Genomic DNA, 14,927 nt, shown 5'->3' with positions numbered 1-14,927 from the left:
CGGTCGAGCATCTGTTCGACCGCGGACCAAGTTCACGCTGACGGATGCCGGTGGGGGCGGATCAATGACAACGCCACCGAACTTGCGACCGGCCTGACCGTTGTCGATCCGTGACGGTCGACACCTGGTCGTCAGGCGCTGACGTCCGTGCTGAGCGGACGCGAGGGCTCGGACTTCATATCCAGCGCATGGAAATAGGCGCGCCGGCGCAGCATCGCCTCGTCGGGGAACTGGTTCACCACCACGTCGGTCTTGGCGTTGACGACCTGGAAGACGAAGGACGCGGCCGCCTGGTCGAACACGACCTGGCGCGAGACGTTCTCGTGGTTCGGCAAATCATTGCGCACAGCTGCGCCGGTATCGCTCGCAGCGACCGTCTGGCTCACCGGAAGATCCGTTTGCACAGCCTCGTTCGCCGCCGCATTGGACGTCGGTACGATTTGCGTGGGCGCCGGGATCCCCACCGGCCTGATGCTGAAATCTGTACTCATGGCAGCCTCCTGGTTGCCTTACGTGAGTCAAATCCCAACCCCTCTAATAGCGCAACCATGGAACACCAGGTTTGAAGACCTGGTAAGGAAACGTGCCTAACCTCACGACGATATCGCCGCGCAATTTTTCGTAAAACTGTCGCGTGTTCCTGCGCGCTCAGAGCGAGCGGCTGACCGCGAGCGGGGTGATGTGGCGTGGACCCGGCGCGGCGCGGCGCCCCGCGGCCGTATAGGTGTTCGGCACGTTGCGCTTCTGGATCTCGGCGTTGACGCCGCGCACGACGCTCTCGGAAACCGCGTGCGCGGTCGCGAGCACGGTGAGATTGACCTGGAGCATCGCGCGAAAAGCATCGTGATGGCGATGCAGCGTGGAGAGCAGCTCCGGCTCGGATTTCGCGAACTGGGCCTGGTTCGCCTTCAGCTGGCTGACGGCGCCGACGTAGTTGCGCGACAGCTCCTGCTTCTTGCTCTCGAGCGTCATCGCCTCGCGGACCTTGCCGGCGCGAACGAGTTCGGTCTCGCGCTCGATCAGTCCGAGCAGGGCGCTCATCGCGTCCATCAGGCCTTCGGCAAGCTTGCGCGCCTCGGTGTTGCCGGGTGCGGTGTTCGGACGCTGAGCTTGCATCGGCTGACGTGAGGCGTTGAAATGGTTCATCTCGTTTGACCTTATGCCGTGCGGATCGTTTTCGCCTGCTGCATGATCAGGGTGCGGTAGACTTCGGTGGCGACGCCGACGCCGCCGGCCTGGGCGAAGCTCTTGGAATATTGCTCGGTCAGCATCGAGCGCCACACGCCGGTGCCGGTCGTATCGCCGAACGGACCTTCGCCCTTCAGGCTCGAGGTCATCTGCGAGAACATGCTGTTGAGGAACATCGCCTCGAAATCGGTGGCGGTCTTCTGCGCCTTGGCCTGCTGCTGCGGCGAGACTTTTTGCAACGCGGCGGCGAGCTCGAAGTCCGGCCGGCCGTTGCGGCTCTCCACCGAGAACGCCGAAGAGGTGGCGACGCGCGGGGTGTTGATCGAGCCTGCCTGCATCACATCACCTCGATGTCGGCTTCGATCGCGCCGGCGGCCTTGATCGCCTGGAGGATGCTGATCATGTCTCGGGGGCCGATGCCGAGGCCGTTGAGGCCGTCGACGAGCTGCTGGAGCGAGACGCCGTCCTTGACGACGGCCAGCTTCTTGCCGTCCTCGGTGACGGTGACACTGGTGCGCGGCGCGACCACGGTGCGGCCGCGCGACAGCGGGTTGGGCTGACTGACCTGCGGGCTCTCGGAGATGGTGACGGTGAGGTTGCCCTGCGCCACAGCGACGGTGGCGACGCGGACGTCGCGGCCCATCACGATGATGCCGCTCCGTTCGTCGATGATGATCTTGGCGGCGAGATCGGGATCGACCTGGAGCTGCTCGATCTCGGTGAGGAATGCGACGACGTTGCCCTTGAACTCCGGCGGGACCGACAGCTGCACCGTCGAGGGGTCGATCGGCTCGGCGGTCTTGACGCCGAGATAGTCGTTGACCGCAGCCGCGATCCGCTTGGCTGTGGTGAAATCGGCGTTGCGCAGGGCCAGGCGCACGTTCGGCAGCCGGTTGAGCGCGAACTCGATCTCGCGCTCGATGATGGCGCCGTTGGCGATGCGTCCCACGGTCGGAACGCCGCGAACGATCTTGGCCGCCTCGCCCTCGGCCTGGAAGCCGGAGATCGCCAGCGAACCCTGCGCCACCGCATAGACATTTCCGTCGGCGCCCAGCAGGGGGGTCACGAGCAGGGTGCCGCCCTGGAGATTCTTGGCGTCGCCGAGCGCGGAGACGGTGACGTCCATGCGCGTGCCCTGGGTGGCGAAGGCCGGCAGGTTGCCAGTGACCATCACTGCGGCGACGTTGCCGGTGCGGATGGTGGCGCCGCGGATGTTGACCCCCATGCGCTCGAGCATCGCTTGCAGCGATTGCTTGGTGAAGGGGATGTTGTTGAGCGTGTCGCCGGTGCCGTTGAGGCCCACGACGAGGCCGTAGCCGATGAGCTGGTTTTGCCGCACGCCTTCGATGTTGGCGAGATCCTTGATGCGCGAGGTCGCAGCCGCTGACGTGACCGAGAGCGCCAGCGCTGACAGCACGGCGCAGGCCACCCCAACAATCCTCACCCAACGAACGCCTGGCATCCTCTGCTCCCCAAGGCTCCTAGAAAGGCTCCTCAAATCGGACGGACCTGCACGACACTCCCATGACGAGCTGGTCCGGCGCTTTCCTTGCGAGCGCTGTGCCAACCCGGGGCTTCGGGATAGGTCGCTGAATAGGTTGAATAAATCTGTTTGGACCGATGTCAGCCGGTGTTGTGCCTGAGGAGCGAAACTGCCGCCTGTCGGCAGATTTTGCCGGGCTGTTTACGCGCCGTTAACCATAAGACGGCGAAGGTGAGGCATCGATCATCCGGATTCTTCCGATGCGCATCTACGGACCGAACGGCACCACGCTTGGAGCGCCGGCCAGCCAGGCCAGGCGGACGGGCACCGGCACCTTCGTGCTGCCCGACACCTCATCGGCGCAGGAGATGCGGAGCGCTTCCGCACCGAAGGCCACCGCCAACATCGATGCGCTGCTGGCATTGCAGGGCGTCGAGGAGGATCCGGTCGAGCGCCGCAAGCGCTCGGTCGCCCGTGGCAGGACTGCACTCGACGTGCTCGACGATCTCAAGATGGGACTGCTGTCCGGCAATCTCGATGCGTCGACCGTGATGCGGCTGCGGGATGCTGCGGCGGACCTGAAATCGTCCTCGGGAGATCCAGGTCTCGATACGGTGCTTTCCGAGATCGAACTGCGCGTCGAGGTCGAGCTCGCCAAGGCCGGGCAGGCTTAATAGTCATCCGTCTCTCAGAGATGACGGGTCTGCTACTCGTCCGGTTACGCCGCTTCCTCCTTCTGCTGCGCGTCATAGCGACGCTGGGCGGCGAGCACGTCTTTTAGGTTCTGCTCGGCCCAATCGCGCAGAGGATCGACCGCCGCGGCCAGCGTCAGCCCGAGCTGCGTGATCGAATACTCCACCGTCACGGGCACGGTTGCGATGGCATGGCGCCTGATCAGGCCGTCGCGTTCAAGGGACTTGAGAACCTGGCTCAGCATCTTCTGCGAGATGCCTTCAATCGTGCGGCGCAACCGGTTGAAGCGCATCGGCTCCTCGCGCAGCAGAAGGAGGATCAGCACGGCCCATTTGTCGCCGACGCGATCGAGGATCTGACGGGTGGGGCAGTTCGCTGCGTAGACGTCCGGTTTCATCCTCGGTTCCTCATTCCACCGCTGGCGGTGCGCGCGTCAGCTGTGCGTGATCGGTTAAGCGTCCAGGTTACCGTTGCGTAATCAGGTAAGCACAAAGTGCTCTCTTAACACCAGCATTCTTTGCGATATCTAGTCACCATTGGTTACTATGTAGCAAAGGAGCCTTCCATGAAAATCGCAGTCGCCGGCGCTTCGGGCCGGGCCGGGTCGGAGATCACCAGGGAACTATCCCGCCGCGGCCACGCCGTCACAGCCATCGCCCGGAACCCCGAGAAGATCGCAGCCCTCCCCAACGTCACCCCGACCAAGGGGGATGTGCTCGACCAGGCCGGCCTCGCCAAGCTGTGGGCCGGGCACGACGTCGCCGTGAGTTCCGTGCACTTCCTGGCCAGTGACCCGCTCAAGCTGATCGGTGCGGCGAAGGACTCCAAAGTCGGTCGTTATCTCGTGGTCGGCGGCGCCGGCAGCCTCGAGGTTGCCCCTGGCGTGAAGCTGATCGCGACTCCCAACTTTCCCGAACAATACAAGGCTGAGGCGGAGGCGGGCTCGTCCTTTCTCGACCTGCTGCGGCAGGAAAAGGACCTGAATTGGACCTTCATCTCGCCATCGGCGTTGTTCGTCGAGGGGGAACGCACGGGCAAGTTCCGGCTTGGCACCGACCAGCTTCTCGCAGATGCGAACGGCAAGAGCTGGATCACCTTCGCCGACTACGCCATCGCGCTCGCCGACGAGATCGAACGGCCCACCCATCTGAAGCAGCGCTTCACGGTCGGCTATTGAGCCGTCGACCGCCTCCGAGCCCTCTAGGATAAACCTTCCTGTGCAAGGGCTTGGGGGCGACGACTGGGGCGGCAGGGAAATATTGTCTGTCACGGGAGGCCACTATATAACCGCCGGCTCAACGGACCCCGTTCCGTTCCCGAGTCGTTGCTTAAGAAGATAGGCCTCCCTTGGAAAAGTTGAAAAACTACCGACCGACCGACAAAGAGCCTTTCATGAACGACCGGCAGAAGGAGTACTTCCGTTTGAAGCTCCTCGCCTGGAAGGATGAGATCCTCAAAGAGTCCAAGCTCACCCTGCAGGCTTTGCAGGAGGAGAATGTGAACCACCCCGATCTCGCCGATCGGGCATCATCCGAAACCGACCGCGCCATCGAGCTCCGCGCCCGCGACCGCCAGCGTAAGTTGATCGCCAAGATCGACGCCGCGCTCCAGCGCATCGAGGACAACACCTACGGCTATTGCGAGGAAACCGGCGAGCCGATCTCGTTGAAGCGGCTCGAAGCCCGGCCCATCGCGACGCTCTCGGTGGAAGCGCAGGAGCGCCACGAGAAACGCGAGAAGGTTTATCGCGACGAATAGAGCCCGGGCCGCCAAGTGCGGCTCTTTGTTTTTGGGACGCAAGGCGCCGGTTGGCGCCGTGATCAGCATTTTGCCTGCCGCTTGCGGCCGCACGGCAACGCGCGAGCGTGATCGCGAAAAGTGAATCACGATCAATGGGCTAGACTCGATTCCTCCGAGCTCACGTGAGTTCGGATCAGAAACAGCCTTCACTTCAGGTGGGGCGAGTTTTGCGAGTCGCATCAACGACATCGGCTTGAATGGTGAGACGCTGATCCAGCTGCATCAAGCATCGGTGCAATCAGGTCTGCCGCGACGCCATGAGGCGCGCGTCCCCATAAAGCCTGGACCAGCTCAACATTTCCTTAAAGGCCGGCAAGAGGCCGTAAGCCGCATCCGTCAGTTCGTACTCGACCCTCAAGGGTTTCTCCGCGAGGACGATGCGCGATACGAGGCCATCCTCCTCGAGCTCGCGAAGCTGCGTGGTCAGCATGTGCTGGGTGATGCCGCCGATCGATCGTCGCAAGGCACCGAAGCGAACCGCACCGTTCATCAGCGTAAACAGGATCTCCAGTTTCCACTTGCCGCCGAGGGCGTGGATGGCCCGCTTGAAGTCGTCGAGCAGGGCAGGATCTGGGATGCAGTCGCAGTCGTCGTCGCAGTTGCTGGTCAGGTTTTCCATACCGGTCTCGAAATCCATTCTACTTGTCCCCTTGGAGATAGTGACCAGATGCGGCCTTGAGCAGGGCCGCAGCGGAACCGATCCGCCGGCCCTTGCATCGAGGGGAATTTGGCAATGAGCACTGTTCTGGTCACCGGCGGGTCGGGCTTCGTCGGCATTCACGTCGTCCTGCAACTTCTGGCCGTGGGCCATGCCGTGCGGACGACGGTACGTCGGCCTGATCGTCGGGACGACGTGCTGGCGATGCTGCGCGAGGGCGGGGCGGCTTCGCCGGAAACTGTGTCCTTCTTCACGGCGGACCTCACGGCAGACGCGGGCTGGCGCGAGGCGATCGCCGGGTGCGACTACGTCCTGCACGTCGCCTCGCCGCTGTCGACCAGCGTGCCCGAGGACGAGAACGAGATGATCGTCCCGGCCCGCGACGGCACGCTGCGGGTGCTGCGTGCCGCACGCGCGGCCGGCGTCAGGCGCGTCGTCATCACCTCGTCGCTTGGCGCGATCGGCTACGGACATCCGCCGCGTCAAAAACCGTTCGACGAGACCGACTGGACCAATCTCGATGGTCCCGGCCTGCAGCCCTACATCAAATCCAAGACGCTGGCCGAGCGGGCAGCCTGGGATTTCATCGCGCGCGAGGGCGGCGGCCTCGAACTGTCGGTGGTCAATCCCGCCGGCATTTTCGGTCCCGTGCTGGGGCCGGACTTCTCCGGCTCGATCGAGATCGTCAAATCGCTGCTCGACGGCGCCATGCCGGCGGTGCCGCGGGTTTATTTCGGCGTGGTCGACGTGCGCGATGTCGCCGATCTGCACCTGCGGGCGATGACGGCGCCCGAGGCCAAGGGCGAGCGCTTCATCGCGGTCTCCGGTGAAACGATGTCGATCCTCGGCATCGCCAAAGTGCTGCGGCGGGAACTCGGGCCGTCCGCACGCCGGGTTCCGCGGCTTCAGGCCCCCGACTGGCTGGTGCGGCTGGCCGCGACCCGGATTCCCCTGCTGCGTGCGGTCGTGCCGATGCTCGGCAGGGTGCGGCATTCCACCAGCACCAAAGCGAGGTCGCTGCTCGGCTGGGAGCCCCGTTCCAACCACGAGGCGATCCTTGCGACCGCCGAGAGCCTGATCCGGCTCGACCTGGTCAAGGCGTGAGGTTGCCCCTGGCTTGTCACGCGCGGGCGGGGATGCTCAAGTGCCGCCTTCGAACGCGTAGCGTGGGAGGCGGCGCCGATGGACAGGATTCTCCAAGCCGCAAAGGCGATCGCGCTGGCGCGCCGCAATCATGCGCCGCTCGCGGCGCTGGAGCGCCCTCCCGCTGATGAAGCCGAGGGCTATCAGGTCCAGCGCGGCGTGCACGATCTCCTGCTGCCGCATTTCGGCCCGCTCGTCGGCTACAAGATCGGCTGCACCAGCCAGGTGATGCAGGAGTATATCGGCATTCCGCACCCCTGCGGCGGCGGCGTGTTCCAGAAGGGCGTCCATGACAGCGGCGCCAAGCTCGCCACCTCCAACTATGTCCGGGTCGGTGTCGAATGCGAGATCGCGGTGCGGCTCAAGCGCGACCTCGCCGCCGGCGAGGCGCCGTTCACGGCCGAATGGGTCGGCGAGGCCGTCGAGGCCTATCATCCCGCGATCGAGATCGTCGACGATCGCTATGTGAAGTGGGAAACGATGGGCGCCCCGACCTTGATCGCCGACGATTTCTTCGCCGCCGGCTGCGTGCTGGGACCGTCGGTGCCGCGCTCGTCGGTTCCGGACCTGAAGGCGGTCAAGGGCCGCGCCATCGTCAACGGCGAGGAGGTGAGCCAGGGCACCGGCGCCGACGTGCTCGGCCATCCCCACAACGCCCTCGCCTGGCTCGCCAATCATCTCGCCGCCGAGGGCAAGGGGCTGCATGCGGGGCAGCTCGTGCTGACGGGCAGCCTGGTCAAGACGCTGTGGCTGAAAGCCGGCGACAAGGTGCGGATGGAGCTGGACGGGCTGGGCGTGGTGGAGGCGGAGTTTACGTAGCCTCTCCGTGCCGTCATCGCGAACGAAGCGATCCAGAAGCTTGCCGCGGTGGCAGTTTGGATTGCTTCGCTTCGCTAGGAATGACGGGGTTTGAGACGGCGGCATCGCAATAGATGCGCGGACCGACACGCTGTACGCAACGGCCCGTTTGCCAAAATACGTGCGGCCCTCGCCAGGGGAGCTAGCGAGGGCCGCGTAGTACATCGTCGCTCGCGCCTAGGTTCGCGAACACGATGTGGGAGCTCTTGAAGAAGGTTAGAAGGGCAGCAGCACGTCCATGACCTGCTGGCCGTAGCGCGGCTGCTGCACGTCGGTGATCTGGCCGCGGCCGCCATAGGCGATGCGGGCCTGGGCAATCTTGGTGGAGTCGATGGTGTTGTCGCTCTGGATGTCCTCGGGGCGCACGATGCCGGCCACGATCAGCTCGCGGATCTCGAAGTTGACGCGTATCTCCTGCTTGCCTTCGACGACCAGGTTGCCGTTCGGCAGCACCTGGGTCACCACGGCGGCGACGTTGGTTTGCAGGGCTTCCTTGCGGTCGACGCTGCCCTTGCCCTCGCTTGACGAGGTCGAGTCGGCGGTCAGGATACGGCCGGGCAGGATTTTGTTGGCCTGGGTGACCGTTTGGGAGCCAATGAAGTCGGTGATCCCGGAATCTTCCTTGTTGGTGCGGCTGCGCGAGGTGTCGTTCTCGATGTTGGCCTTGTCCGTGATGTTCACGGTCACGGTCAGGAGGTCGCCGACCTGGCGGGCGCGCTGGTCCTTGAAGAACGCGCGGCTGCCGTTGCGCCACAGCGAGTTCGGATTGTAGGAGGCGACTTCCGGCTTCGGCATCGGCATCTGCACCGGCTTGTAGCCGGGCTGCGTCGTCGGATTGTCGATCGCCGACAGCTTCGGCTGCTCGCCGATCTGCGACAGGCGGTCGATCGAGGAGCAGCCGCTAGCCAGCGCACAAGTTGCCAGCAGCAGGGCAGAGATCGCGATGCGACGAAGACGGAAAGCCGAACTGAACCTGGACATGACTTACTCTGACTTGGCTGGAGCTTGCGAGAGGCGAACTTGCGGAATCTGGGCCTGGGCGATCTGGGCCGGAGACGCGGGCGTCTGGATCAGGCTCTGCGCCAGGGCTGCGGCCGGCGGCACGTCGTCACGCTTGATCGACGAGGTCTGCTCGACCGCAGGCGCCATCGGTGCGGACTGGGCGGCGCCCTGGACCGTCACCTGGCCGCGGCCGGTGACGACGCCGGTCAGCGTGCGCTTGGAGTGTAAATTCAGCACGCTGACGGTGTCGCCCTCGGCGCCGTTCTCGATCGCCTTGCCGCGCGTGGTGAGATAGAGGCCGGGCACCTGGTAGATGATCGTGACGGCCTGATCGCGCAGCACGAAGTCGGGCTTGACGATGTCGGCCATGCGGAGCGGCGTGCCCGCGCGCATCGGCCGGCGCAGCTGCATGCCGATGCTGCGGTCGCGCGCTGCCGGTTCCCCGGGAACCTCGGCCTTCGGCCGGCGCTCCAGCGAGACGTCGGAGGATTTCAGAAGCTCGGCGCGGTCGATGTCGCGGGTCAGCACGGCCACCTCCACGGTCTCGATCGCGGTGCCGGTGAAGCGCAGCTTGGTCGGCGCAGAGTTGCTGTCGTTGGCAATCTCGAAGGCGATGTCGAAGCGGCCGCTGCGGGCGTCGTAGCGGGTTGCGACCGGCTCGAGCGCGCCGGTGTTGGAGGCATCGAGCCGCATCTCGGCGACGCTGCGGTCGAACGTGACGGTGATGTTGGCGGCTTCTCCGAGGCCGAAGCGGCGCTCGAGCGCAGCGGTGACCGCGTTTTGGATATCCTTGCTCGCGAGAGTGCGGGCGAGGCGGGTGACCTGGATCTCCTTGAGGTCGGCGGTCATGACGCCGATCACCTGTTTTGCCCGCAGCACCGAGAGTACTTGGCCGACCGTCAGCGTGCCGGTGGTGCCGAGATCGGGCGAGCGGTAGACCGGGATCAGCGCGGCTGAGCCGGCATTGTCGATGAGATCGCCGATCCGCACCACGTCCGAGGTGACGGTGACGCTTGCGCGCAGCGTCGGTGGGGGGATGAATTCGTCGGCGGCCATTGCCGGCAATGCCAGCGCGAGAAGGATGGAGATCGAGGCGAGCGTGGTGCGGATCATCGTCATCACCTCAGCGGAACAGCGCCGTGGTCGACTGCATCATCTGGTCGGCCGCGCTGATGACCTTGGCGTTCATCTCGTAGGCGCGCTGCGCGGCGATCAGATCGCTCATCTCCGAGACGACGTCGATATTGGCCTGTTCCAGGCTGCCCTGCGTGATCTTGCCGTAGCCCTCGGAGTTGGCGGTGCCGTCCTGCGGCGCGCCCGACGAGGGGGTCTCGATGAATTGGTTGTTGCCGACGGGCTGAAGGCCCGCCTTGTTGATGAAGCGCGTGACGCCGATCTGGCCGATGATCGACGAGGTCGTTGAACCCGGTAGCGTCACCGAGACCTGGCCCTGCTCGCTGACGGAGATCCCCGAGGCGTTGTTCGGAATGGTGATGGTCGGCTGCACCGGGTTGCCCTGCGCGGTGACGACGCGGCCCTGATTGTCCATCTGGAAGGTGCCGTCGCGGGTGTACTGGTAGGTCCCGTCGGGCATCAGGATCTTGAAGAAGCCCTCGCCCGAGATCGCGAGATCGAGGTCGTTGCCGGTCTGCGAGAGCGTTCCCTGCGTCATGCTGCGCGGGGTGCCGACGGTCTTGACGCCGCCGCCGATGTCGACGCCGACCGGCAGGATGGTACCCTGGTCGGACGACTGGGCGCCAACGCGGCGGACGTGCTCGTAGATCAGGTCCTGGAACGCCGCGGTCTGCTTCTTGAAGCCGGTGGTGCGCAGGTTGGCGATGTTGTTGGAGATCACCTGAACGTTGAGTTCCTGTGCCGCCATTCCGGTCGCAGCGGTATGAAGCGCCTGCATGTCAGTTCTCCTTCAATCAGGCCGGAACGTCGGCGAGCTTATCGATCGCATTCTTGTGGAGGTCGCTCTGCTGCTGGAGCAGGCTGGCGATCGCGGTGTAGCTGCGCATCACCTCGACCATGCGGGTCATCTCGCCGACCGCATTCACGTTCGACTTCTCGACATAACCCTGCTGCAGGGTGGACCTGGTGTCGGCCTGCTGGTTGGCCGAGCCGGCGCCATAGAGATTGCCGCCGAGCTTGGTCAGCTTGGCCGGATCGTCGAACGACACCATCCGGATCTTGCCGCGGATCGAGTCGGTGCGCGACGTCCCCTCGAGCACCGTGACGGTGCCGTCGGGCGCGACATTGATGTCGTGGTCGGTCGGCTGGAAGGTAATCGGGCCGGCATTGCCGAGCACGAGATTGCCGCTCGCGGTGACGAGCTGGCCGGTGCTGTTGAGCGAGAACTTGCCGTCGCGGGTATAGAGCTCGCCGCCATTGGCCTGCACCGCGAAATAGGCGCTGCCGTTGATCGCCATGTCGAGCGGATTGTTGGTCGCCTCCATCGGCCCCTGGCCGACGTCGCGGAAGGTGCCGCGATCGTGCACATAGGAGATCCGGCGGTCGCGACCGATGAAATTGTCCTGACGCGCATTCGAGTTGAGATACTCCTCGAACAGCGAATGGTCGGCCTTGAAGCCGTTGGTGTTGGCATTGGCGACGTTGTTGGCGATGACATCCATCTGCCGTTCCAGCGTCATCTGCCGTGACAAGCCGATCAGAAGCGCGTTCTGCATCGGAAATCTCCCCTGAGTGAGATCTGCCATTTCGCTCTCCCAAGCGCCTTGGCGGATCCCGTGAACGAGACATCAGGTTCTCCCAAACCGTGAGGTCTCGGCCCTCTCCCAGCGAAAGCCGTGCCAACTCAAAAAATTGTGTAATTTCAATTGTTTGTTGATTTCTGATGGGCGCGGGAGGGCGGCAGAAAGGTTCTGTTAGCCATGTTTGCCCGGCAGATTTTTCCTAGCGGAGGCCCAATCGAAAGGTTCCGTTAACCATTATTACCGTAGCGTTTGCGCATCAGAGGAGCGCATTGCGCTGGGACATTTGTATCGCGTCACTGTCTGCCAGGAGACTTCGCTCTTTCGACCCCTTTGAGAGATGAACGAGCGCGGCAACCATGGCAGAGAATGAGGAAGGCGGCGCAGCCGCCGACGGCGCGGAAGCCGCTCCGCCGAAGAACAAGCTCAAGCTCATCATCATGGCCGTCGGTCTGCTCGCCGTCCTCGGCGGCGGTGCGGCGACCTGGTTCTTCTTCTTCCGTCACGGCGAGGGCGAGCACCATGCCGAGGCCGCGCCGCCGCCGAAGCCGCCGGCCTTCGTCGACGTCCCCGACCTGATGGTCAACCTCGCCGGCTCGCCCGGCGAGCGCGTGCAATATCTGCGGCTGAAGATCGTGCTGGAGCTGAAGGAAGAGAAGCAGATCGAGGCGATCAAGCCGACGATGCCGCGCGTCACCGACATCTTCCAGACCTATGTGCGCGAACTGCGCCCCTCCGACCTCAACGGTTCCGCCGGCATTTTCCGCCTCAAGGAGGAGCTGACCAAGCGCGTCAACGCAGCGGTCGCCCCGATCCAGGTCAGCGCGGTGCTGTTCAAGGAAGTCGTGGTCCAGTGAGCATGGCGGACTAGGGATCATGGCGGGCAACGACCAGGTCGACCAGGATGCAATTGCCGCCCAGTGGGAGGCCTCGCTCGATTCCGAGGATCCCGCCGAGGCCGCGAAGGCTGCTGCCGAGAACGAACTATCGGAAACCATGGCCCTGCAATGGGCGGCCATGGTCGAGGACGGCAGCCGCGATCTCGGCACCGGCAAGAACTCCGGCGAGCGGGTGCTGTCGCAGGAGGAGATCGACAATCTCCTCGGCTTCACGGTCGGCGACGTCACGCTCGACGATCATTCCGGCATTCGCGCGATCATCGATTCGGCGATGGTCTCCTACGAGCGTCTTCCGATGCTCGAAATCGTCTTCGACCGCCTGGTGCGGTTGATGACGACGTCTTTGCGCAACTTCACCTCTGACAACGTCGAAGTCTCGCTCGACCGCATCACCTCGGTGCGCTTCGGCGACTACATGAACTCGATCCCGCTGCCCGCCGTCCTCACTGTCTTCAAGGCCGAGGAGTGGGAGAACTTCGGCATGGCGACGGTCGATTCCAACCTGATCTATTCGATGATCGACGTGCTGCTCGGCGGCCGCCGCGGCACCAGCCAGCTCCGCATCGAGGGCCGGCCCTACACCACGATCGAGACCGAGCTGGTCAAGCGGCTGGTCGAGGTGGTGCTGGCCGATGCCGAGCAGGCGTTCCGGCCGCTGTCGCCGGTGACCTTCACGATCGACCGGCTCGAGACCAATCCGCGTTTCGCCGCGATCAGCCGTCCCGCCAACGCCGCGATCCTGGTCCGCCTGCGCATCGACATGGAAGACCGCGGCGGCAATATCGAGCTGCTGCTGCCTTACGCGACCATCGAGCCGATCCGGGGCGTCCTGCTCCAGATGTTCATGGGCGAAAAGTTCGGCCGCGACCCGGTCTGGGAGGGCCATTTCGCCACCGAGATCGTGCAGGCCGAGATCGCCGTCGATGCGGTGCTCTACGAGGCCGACATTCCGCTCAAGCAGCTGATGCGGCTCAAGGTCGGCGACACGCTGCCGCTGGACATGCGCGCCGACGCCAACGTCACCGTGCGCTGCGGCGACGTCACGCTGACGGAGGGGCGGATGGGCCGGGTCGGCGACCGCGTCGCGATCCGCGTGACGAAACCCTTGCGCAAGCCAAGTACGACACTTGCGATGTTCGAGAAGGTGGACGAGCAGAACAAGATGATGGAGGCCCCATGAACCACTCCCTGGGAATGGCGATCGAGACGCTGGTGGCTATCCTGCTGATGCTGACGATCGTCTACTGCGTCATGCTCAACAAGAGGCTGACGCGGCTGAAGGCGGACGAGCATTCGCTGAAGGCGGTCATCGGCGAGCTGATCACAGCGACGGAGATCGCCGAGCGCGCGATCGGCGGGCTGAAGCTCGCCGTGCGCGACGTGAACGAGAACCTGGGCAGCCAGCTCGCCGCCGCGACGCAGATGTCGGACCAGCTCTACAAGCAGCTCGGCGAGGCCGACAACGTGGTGCGGCGCCTGTCCAAGATCGCGATCGCCGCGCGTCCCGTGACCAATCCCGAAACAGTTGCCGCGCCCGCGGCCAAGCCGTCGACGGCGAAGGCAGTGGCGGCTGCGGCCGAAGCCTTCTCCGAGCGCCGGCGATCCAACGGCCTTGCCGCATAAAGCCTGGGTATGAAGTCCTTTCGTAACATCCGCGTCATTCCGGTCGTCCTGGTCGCCGTCGCAGGCCTCGCCACGCTGAAGGTGGCGGGCCTTGCGATCAATGGCGGCTATGTCTTCGACTACAAGCCGAACCAGAAGTCCTGGGCCGAGGAGAACCTGAATTTCCCGACCGGTCGCGAGGACCCCGACATCACCGGATCGACCCATGGTGCGCCGAAGGAGGCGCCGAAGCCCGCCGCGCCCGAGACCAAGCCCGAGGGCACCGTGGTCAAGATTGAGGAAGGCCAGCCGCAGGTCTCGGCCTCGGAGCGTGCGATCCTGGAACGGTTGCAGGCGCGGCGGCAGGAGATCGAGGCCCGCCAGCGCGAGATCGACATTCGCGAAAGCCTGCTCAAGTCCGCCGAGAAGCGCATCGAGAACAAGGTCGAGGAGATGAAGGCGGTGGAAACCCGCATCTCCGCAACGCAGGCCGAGCAGAAGGCCGCCGAAGCCCAGCGCATGAAGGGCCTCGTGACCATGTACGAGGGGATGAAGCCCAAGGATGCCGCGCGGGTGTTCGACCGGCTCGAGATGGGCGTGCTGATCGAGATCGCCTCGGCCATCGCGCCACGCAAAATGTCGGACATCCTGGGGCTGATGTCGTCGGAGGCCGCCGAGCGGCTGACGGTCGAGATGGCCCGCCGCGCCAATGGCGGCGGCGATCAGTCGGCCTCGGCCGGCGATCTTCCCAAGATCGAGGGCAAGCCGACGCAAAAGCCGAACTGAGGGCTCATACTTAAGAAGTCCTTAATCGGCAAAACCTTAAATTCGACGGCACGGGCCGGCGCCAGTGCCGGCATGACCGCCGAACCGGAAGAAATGCCGCC

At 64.6% G+C, this 14,927-nt stretch carries 19 protein-coding genes; 9 read left to right on the top strand and 10 right to left on the bottom strand.

The window, feature by feature from the left end; all coding sequences use genetic code 11:
• Window positions 1-131 precede the first annotated feature (131 nt).
• From ACSHT2_RS10475 to ACSHT2_RS10460, 4 genes are all read right to left on the bottom strand, one after another.
• Window positions 132-491, bottom strand: coding sequence for a hypothetical protein (locus ACSHT2_RS10475; RefSeq protein WP_440641494.1), 360 nt, complete (start codon window positions 489-491; stop codon window positions 132-134).
• 157 nt (window positions 492-648) lie between these two features.
• Window positions 649-1,146: a hypothetical protein gene (locus ACSHT2_RS10470; RefSeq protein WP_440641493.1), complete on the bottom strand. Its 498-nt coding sequence runs from the start codon at window positions 1,144-1,146 to the stop codon at window positions 649-651.
• 11 nt (window positions 1,147-1,157) lie between these two features.
• Complete coding sequence (gene flgJ, locus ACSHT2_RS10465; RefSeq protein ID WP_440641492.1) at window positions 1,158-1,526, bottom strand: flagellar assembly peptidoglycan hydrolase FlgJ; 369 nt, start codon at window positions 1,524-1,526, stop codon at window positions 1,158-1,160.
• Window positions 1,526-2,650 (bottom strand): flagellar basal body P-ring protein FlgI, encoded by a 1,125-nt coding sequence (locus tag ACSHT2_RS10460; RefSeq protein ID WP_440641491.1) that lies wholly within the window; start codon window positions 2,648-2,650, stop codon window positions 1,526-1,528. The genes flgJ and ACSHT2_RS10460 overlap by 1 nt, the downstream gene beginning before the upstream one ends.
• A 281-nt stretch (window positions 2,651-2,931) precedes the next feature.
• Between ACSHT2_RS10460 and ACSHT2_RS10455 the strand changes: the two genes are divergently transcribed.
• Window positions 2,932-3,345, top strand: a complete 414-nt coding sequence (locus ACSHT2_RS10455) for a flagellar assembly protein FliX (RefSeq protein ID WP_440641490.1) — start codon at window positions 2,932-2,934, stop codon at window positions 3,343-3,345.
• A 44-nt stretch (window positions 3,346-3,389) separates the two neighbouring features.
• On the opposite strand, the gene ACSHT2_RS10450 is transcribed toward ACSHT2_RS10455, so the two are convergent.
• Complete coding sequence (locus ACSHT2_RS10450) at window positions 3,390-3,761, bottom strand: winged helix-turn-helix transcriptional regulator (RefSeq protein WP_440641489.1); 372 nt, start codon at window positions 3,759-3,761, stop codon at window positions 3,390-3,392.
• Between the two features lie 168 nt (window positions 3,762-3,929).
• Between ACSHT2_RS10450 and ACSHT2_RS10445 the strand changes: the two genes are divergently transcribed.
• Window positions 3,930-4,541, top strand: a complete 612-nt coding sequence (locus tag ACSHT2_RS10445; RefSeq protein ID WP_440641488.1) for an NAD(P)-dependent oxidoreductase — start codon at window positions 3,930-3,932, stop codon at window positions 4,539-4,541.
• A 215-nt stretch (window positions 4,542-4,756) separates the two neighbouring features.
• Complete coding sequence (gene dksA, locus ACSHT2_RS10440; RefSeq protein WP_085966600.1) at window positions 4,757-5,122, top strand: RNA polymerase-binding protein DksA; 366 nt, start codon at window positions 4,757-4,759, stop codon at window positions 5,120-5,122.
• A 280-nt stretch (window positions 5,123-5,402) separates the two neighbouring features.
• Here dksA and ACSHT2_RS10435 read toward each other — a convergent pair whose 3' ends face one another.
• The gene (locus ACSHT2_RS10435; RefSeq protein WP_440641487.1) at window positions 5,403-5,801 is read right to left on the bottom strand and encodes a winged helix-turn-helix transcriptional regulator; all 399 of its coding nucleotides are present in this window, start codon (window positions 5,799-5,801) and stop codon (window positions 5,403-5,405) included.
• A gap of 96 nt (window positions 5,802-5,897) precedes the next feature.
• On the opposite strand from ACSHT2_RS10435, the gene ACSHT2_RS10430 reads away from it, so the two are divergent.
• Complete coding sequence (locus ACSHT2_RS10430) at window positions 5,898-6,926, top strand: SDR family oxidoreductase (RefSeq protein ID WP_440641486.1); 1,029 nt, start codon at window positions 5,898-5,900, stop codon at window positions 6,924-6,926.
• Window positions 6,927-7,004: 78 nt separating this feature from the next.
• The gene (locus ACSHT2_RS10425; protein WP_440641485.1) at window positions 7,005-7,784 is read left to right on the top strand and encodes a 2-keto-4-pentenoate hydratase; all 780 of its coding nucleotides are present in this window, start codon (window positions 7,005-7,007) and stop codon (window positions 7,782-7,784) included.
• 255 nt (window positions 7,785-8,039) lie between these two features.
• Here the strand turns inward: ACSHT2_RS10425 and flgH are convergent, their stop codons facing one another.
• From flgH to flgF, 4 genes are read right to left on the bottom strand one after another with little or no spacing between them, the layout of a single operon-like run.
• Window positions 8,040-8,804, bottom strand: coding sequence for a flagellar basal body L-ring protein FlgH (flgH, locus tag ACSHT2_RS10420; protein ID WP_440641484.1), 765 nt, complete (start codon window positions 8,802-8,804; stop codon window positions 8,040-8,042).
• 3 nt (window positions 8,805-8,807) lie between these two features.
• Window positions 8,808-9,938 carry a flagellar basal body P-ring formation chaperone FlgA gene (flgA, locus tag ACSHT2_RS10415; protein WP_440641483.1) on the bottom strand — a complete coding sequence of 377 codons (1,131 nt, stop codon included), beginning with the start codon at window positions 9,936-9,938 and terminating at the stop codon, window positions 8,808-8,810.
• A 10-nt stretch (window positions 9,939-9,948) separates the two neighbouring features.
• On the bottom strand, window positions 9,949-10,737 hold the full coding sequence (flgG, locus tag ACSHT2_RS10410; RefSeq protein WP_319329728.1) for a flagellar basal-body rod protein FlgG: 789 nt from the start codon (window positions 10,735-10,737) through the stop codon (window positions 9,949-9,951).
• A 16-nt stretch (window positions 10,738-10,753) separates the two neighbouring features.
• On the bottom strand, window positions 10,754-11,515 hold the full coding sequence (gene flgF / locus ACSHT2_RS10405) for a flagellar basal-body rod protein FlgF (protein ID WP_440642813.1): 762 nt from the start codon (window positions 11,513-11,515) through the stop codon (window positions 10,754-10,756).
• Between the two features lie 383 nt (window positions 11,516-11,898).
• Here flgF and fliL point away from each other — a divergent pair, with 383 nt between their 5' ends.
• The 4 genes from fliL to ACSHT2_RS10385 are packed head-to-tail and all read left to right on the top strand — an operon-like array spanning window position 11,899 to window position 14,826.
• Window positions 11,899-12,396, top strand: a complete 498-nt coding sequence (fliL, locus tag ACSHT2_RS10400; RefSeq protein ID WP_131874774.1) for a flagellar basal body-associated protein FliL — start codon at window positions 11,899-11,901, stop codon at window positions 12,394-12,396.
• 19 nt (window positions 12,397-12,415) lie between these two features.
• The gene (gene fliM / locus ACSHT2_RS10395; protein WP_061883026.1) at window positions 12,416-13,618 is read left to right on the top strand and encodes a flagellar motor switch protein FliM; all 1,203 of its coding nucleotides are present in this window, start codon (window positions 12,416-12,418) and stop codon (window positions 13,616-13,618) included.
• Entirely contained in the window at window positions 13,615-14,061 is a 447-nt protein-coding gene (locus tag ACSHT2_RS10390) for a DUF6468 domain-containing protein (protein WP_172782878.1), read from the top strand. The genes fliM and ACSHT2_RS10390 overlap by 4 nt, the downstream gene beginning before the upstream one ends.
• Before the next feature lie 9 nt (window positions 14,062-14,070).
• Window positions 14,071-14,826 carry a MotE family protein gene (locus ACSHT2_RS10385; RefSeq protein ID WP_440641482.1) on the top strand — a complete coding sequence of 252 codons (756 nt, stop codon included), beginning with the start codon at window positions 14,071-14,073 and terminating at the stop codon, window positions 14,824-14,826.
• The last annotated feature ends 101 nt before the right edge of the window (window positions 14,827-14,927 follow it).

Origin of the sequence: Bradyrhizobium sp. PUT101, assembly GCF_052043945.1 — a bacterium.
Taxonomy (GTDB): domain Bacteria; phylum Pseudomonadota; class Alphaproteobacteria; order Rhizobiales; family Xanthobacteraceae; genus Bradyrhizobium.
The sequence above is the reverse complement of the archived record's forward strand: the minus strand, read 5'-3'. Positions and strand labels throughout refer to the sequence as shown.

What these genes read in the sequence shown, in the direction of transcription:
- ACSHT2_RS10475 (WP_440641494.1), bottom strand. Translation starts at nt 491, where the DNA reads ATGAGTACAGATTTCAGCATCAGGCCGGTGGGGATCCCGGCGCCCACG.
- ACSHT2_RS10470 (WP_440641493.1), bottom strand. Translation starts at nt 1,146, where the DNA reads ATGAACCATTTCAACGCCTCACGTCAGCCGATGCAAGCTCAGCGTCCG.
- flgJ (WP_440641492.1), bottom strand. Translation starts at nt 1,526, where the DNA reads ATGCAGGCAGGCTCGATCAACACCCCGCGCGTCGCCACCTCTTCGGCG.
- ACSHT2_RS10460 (WP_440641491.1), bottom strand. Translation starts at nt 2,650, where the DNA reads ATGCCAGGCGTTCGTTGGGTGAGGATTGTTGGGGTGGCCTGCGCCGTG.
- ACSHT2_RS10455 (WP_440641490.1), top strand. Translation starts at nt 2,932, where the DNA reads ATGCGCATCTACGGACCGAACGGCACCACGCTTGGAGCGCCGGCCAGC.
- ACSHT2_RS10450 (WP_440641489.1), bottom strand. Translation starts at nt 3,761, where the DNA reads ATGAAACCGGACGTCTACGCAGCGAACTGCCCCACCCGTCAGATCCTC.
- ACSHT2_RS10445 (WP_440641488.1), top strand. Translation starts at nt 3,930, where the DNA reads ATGAAAATCGCAGTCGCCGGCGCTTCGGGCCGGGCCGGGTCGGAGATC.
- dksA (WP_085966600.1), top strand. Translation starts at nt 4,757, where the DNA reads ATGAACGACCGGCAGAAGGAGTACTTCCGTTTGAAGCTCCTCGCCTGG.
- ACSHT2_RS10435 (WP_440641487.1), bottom strand. Translation starts at nt 5,801, where the DNA reads ATGGATTTCGAGACCGGTATGGAAAACCTGACCAGCAACTGCGACGAC.
- ACSHT2_RS10430 (WP_440641486.1), top strand. Translation starts at nt 5,898, where the DNA reads ATGAGCACTGTTCTGGTCACCGGCGGGTCGGGCTTCGTCGGCATTCAC.
- ACSHT2_RS10425 (WP_440641485.1), top strand. Translation starts at nt 7,005, where the DNA reads ATGGACAGGATTCTCCAAGCCGCAAAGGCGATCGCGCTGGCGCGCCGC.
- flgH (WP_440641484.1), bottom strand. Translation starts at nt 8,804, where the DNA reads ATGTCCAGGTTCAGTTCGGCTTTCCGTCTTCGTCGCATCGCGATCTCT.
- flgA (WP_440641483.1), bottom strand. Translation starts at nt 9,938, where the DNA reads ATGATCCGCACCACGCTCGCCTCGATCTCCATCCTTCTCGCGCTGGCA.
- flgG (WP_319329728.1), bottom strand. Translation starts at nt 10,737, where the DNA reads ATGCAGGCGCTTCATACCGCTGCGACCGGAATGGCGGCACAGGAACTC.
- flgF (WP_440642813.1), bottom strand. Translation starts at nt 11,515, where the DNA reads ATGCAGAACGCGCTTCTGATCGGCTTGTCACGGCAGATGACGCTGGAA.
- fliL (WP_131874774.1), top strand. Translation starts at nt 11,899, where the DNA reads ATGGCAGAGAATGAGGAAGGCGGCGCAGCCGCCGACGGCGCGGAAGCC.
- fliM (WP_061883026.1), top strand. Translation starts at nt 12,416, where the DNA reads ATGGCGGGCAACGACCAGGTCGACCAGGATGCAATTGCCGCCCAGTGG.
- ACSHT2_RS10390 (WP_172782878.1), top strand. Translation starts at nt 13,615, where the DNA reads ATGAACCACTCCCTGGGAATGGCGATCGAGACGCTGGTGGCTATCCTG.
- ACSHT2_RS10385 (WP_440641482.1), top strand. Translation starts at nt 14,071, where the DNA reads ATGAAGTCCTTTCGTAACATCCGCGTCATTCCGGTCGTCCTGGTCGCC.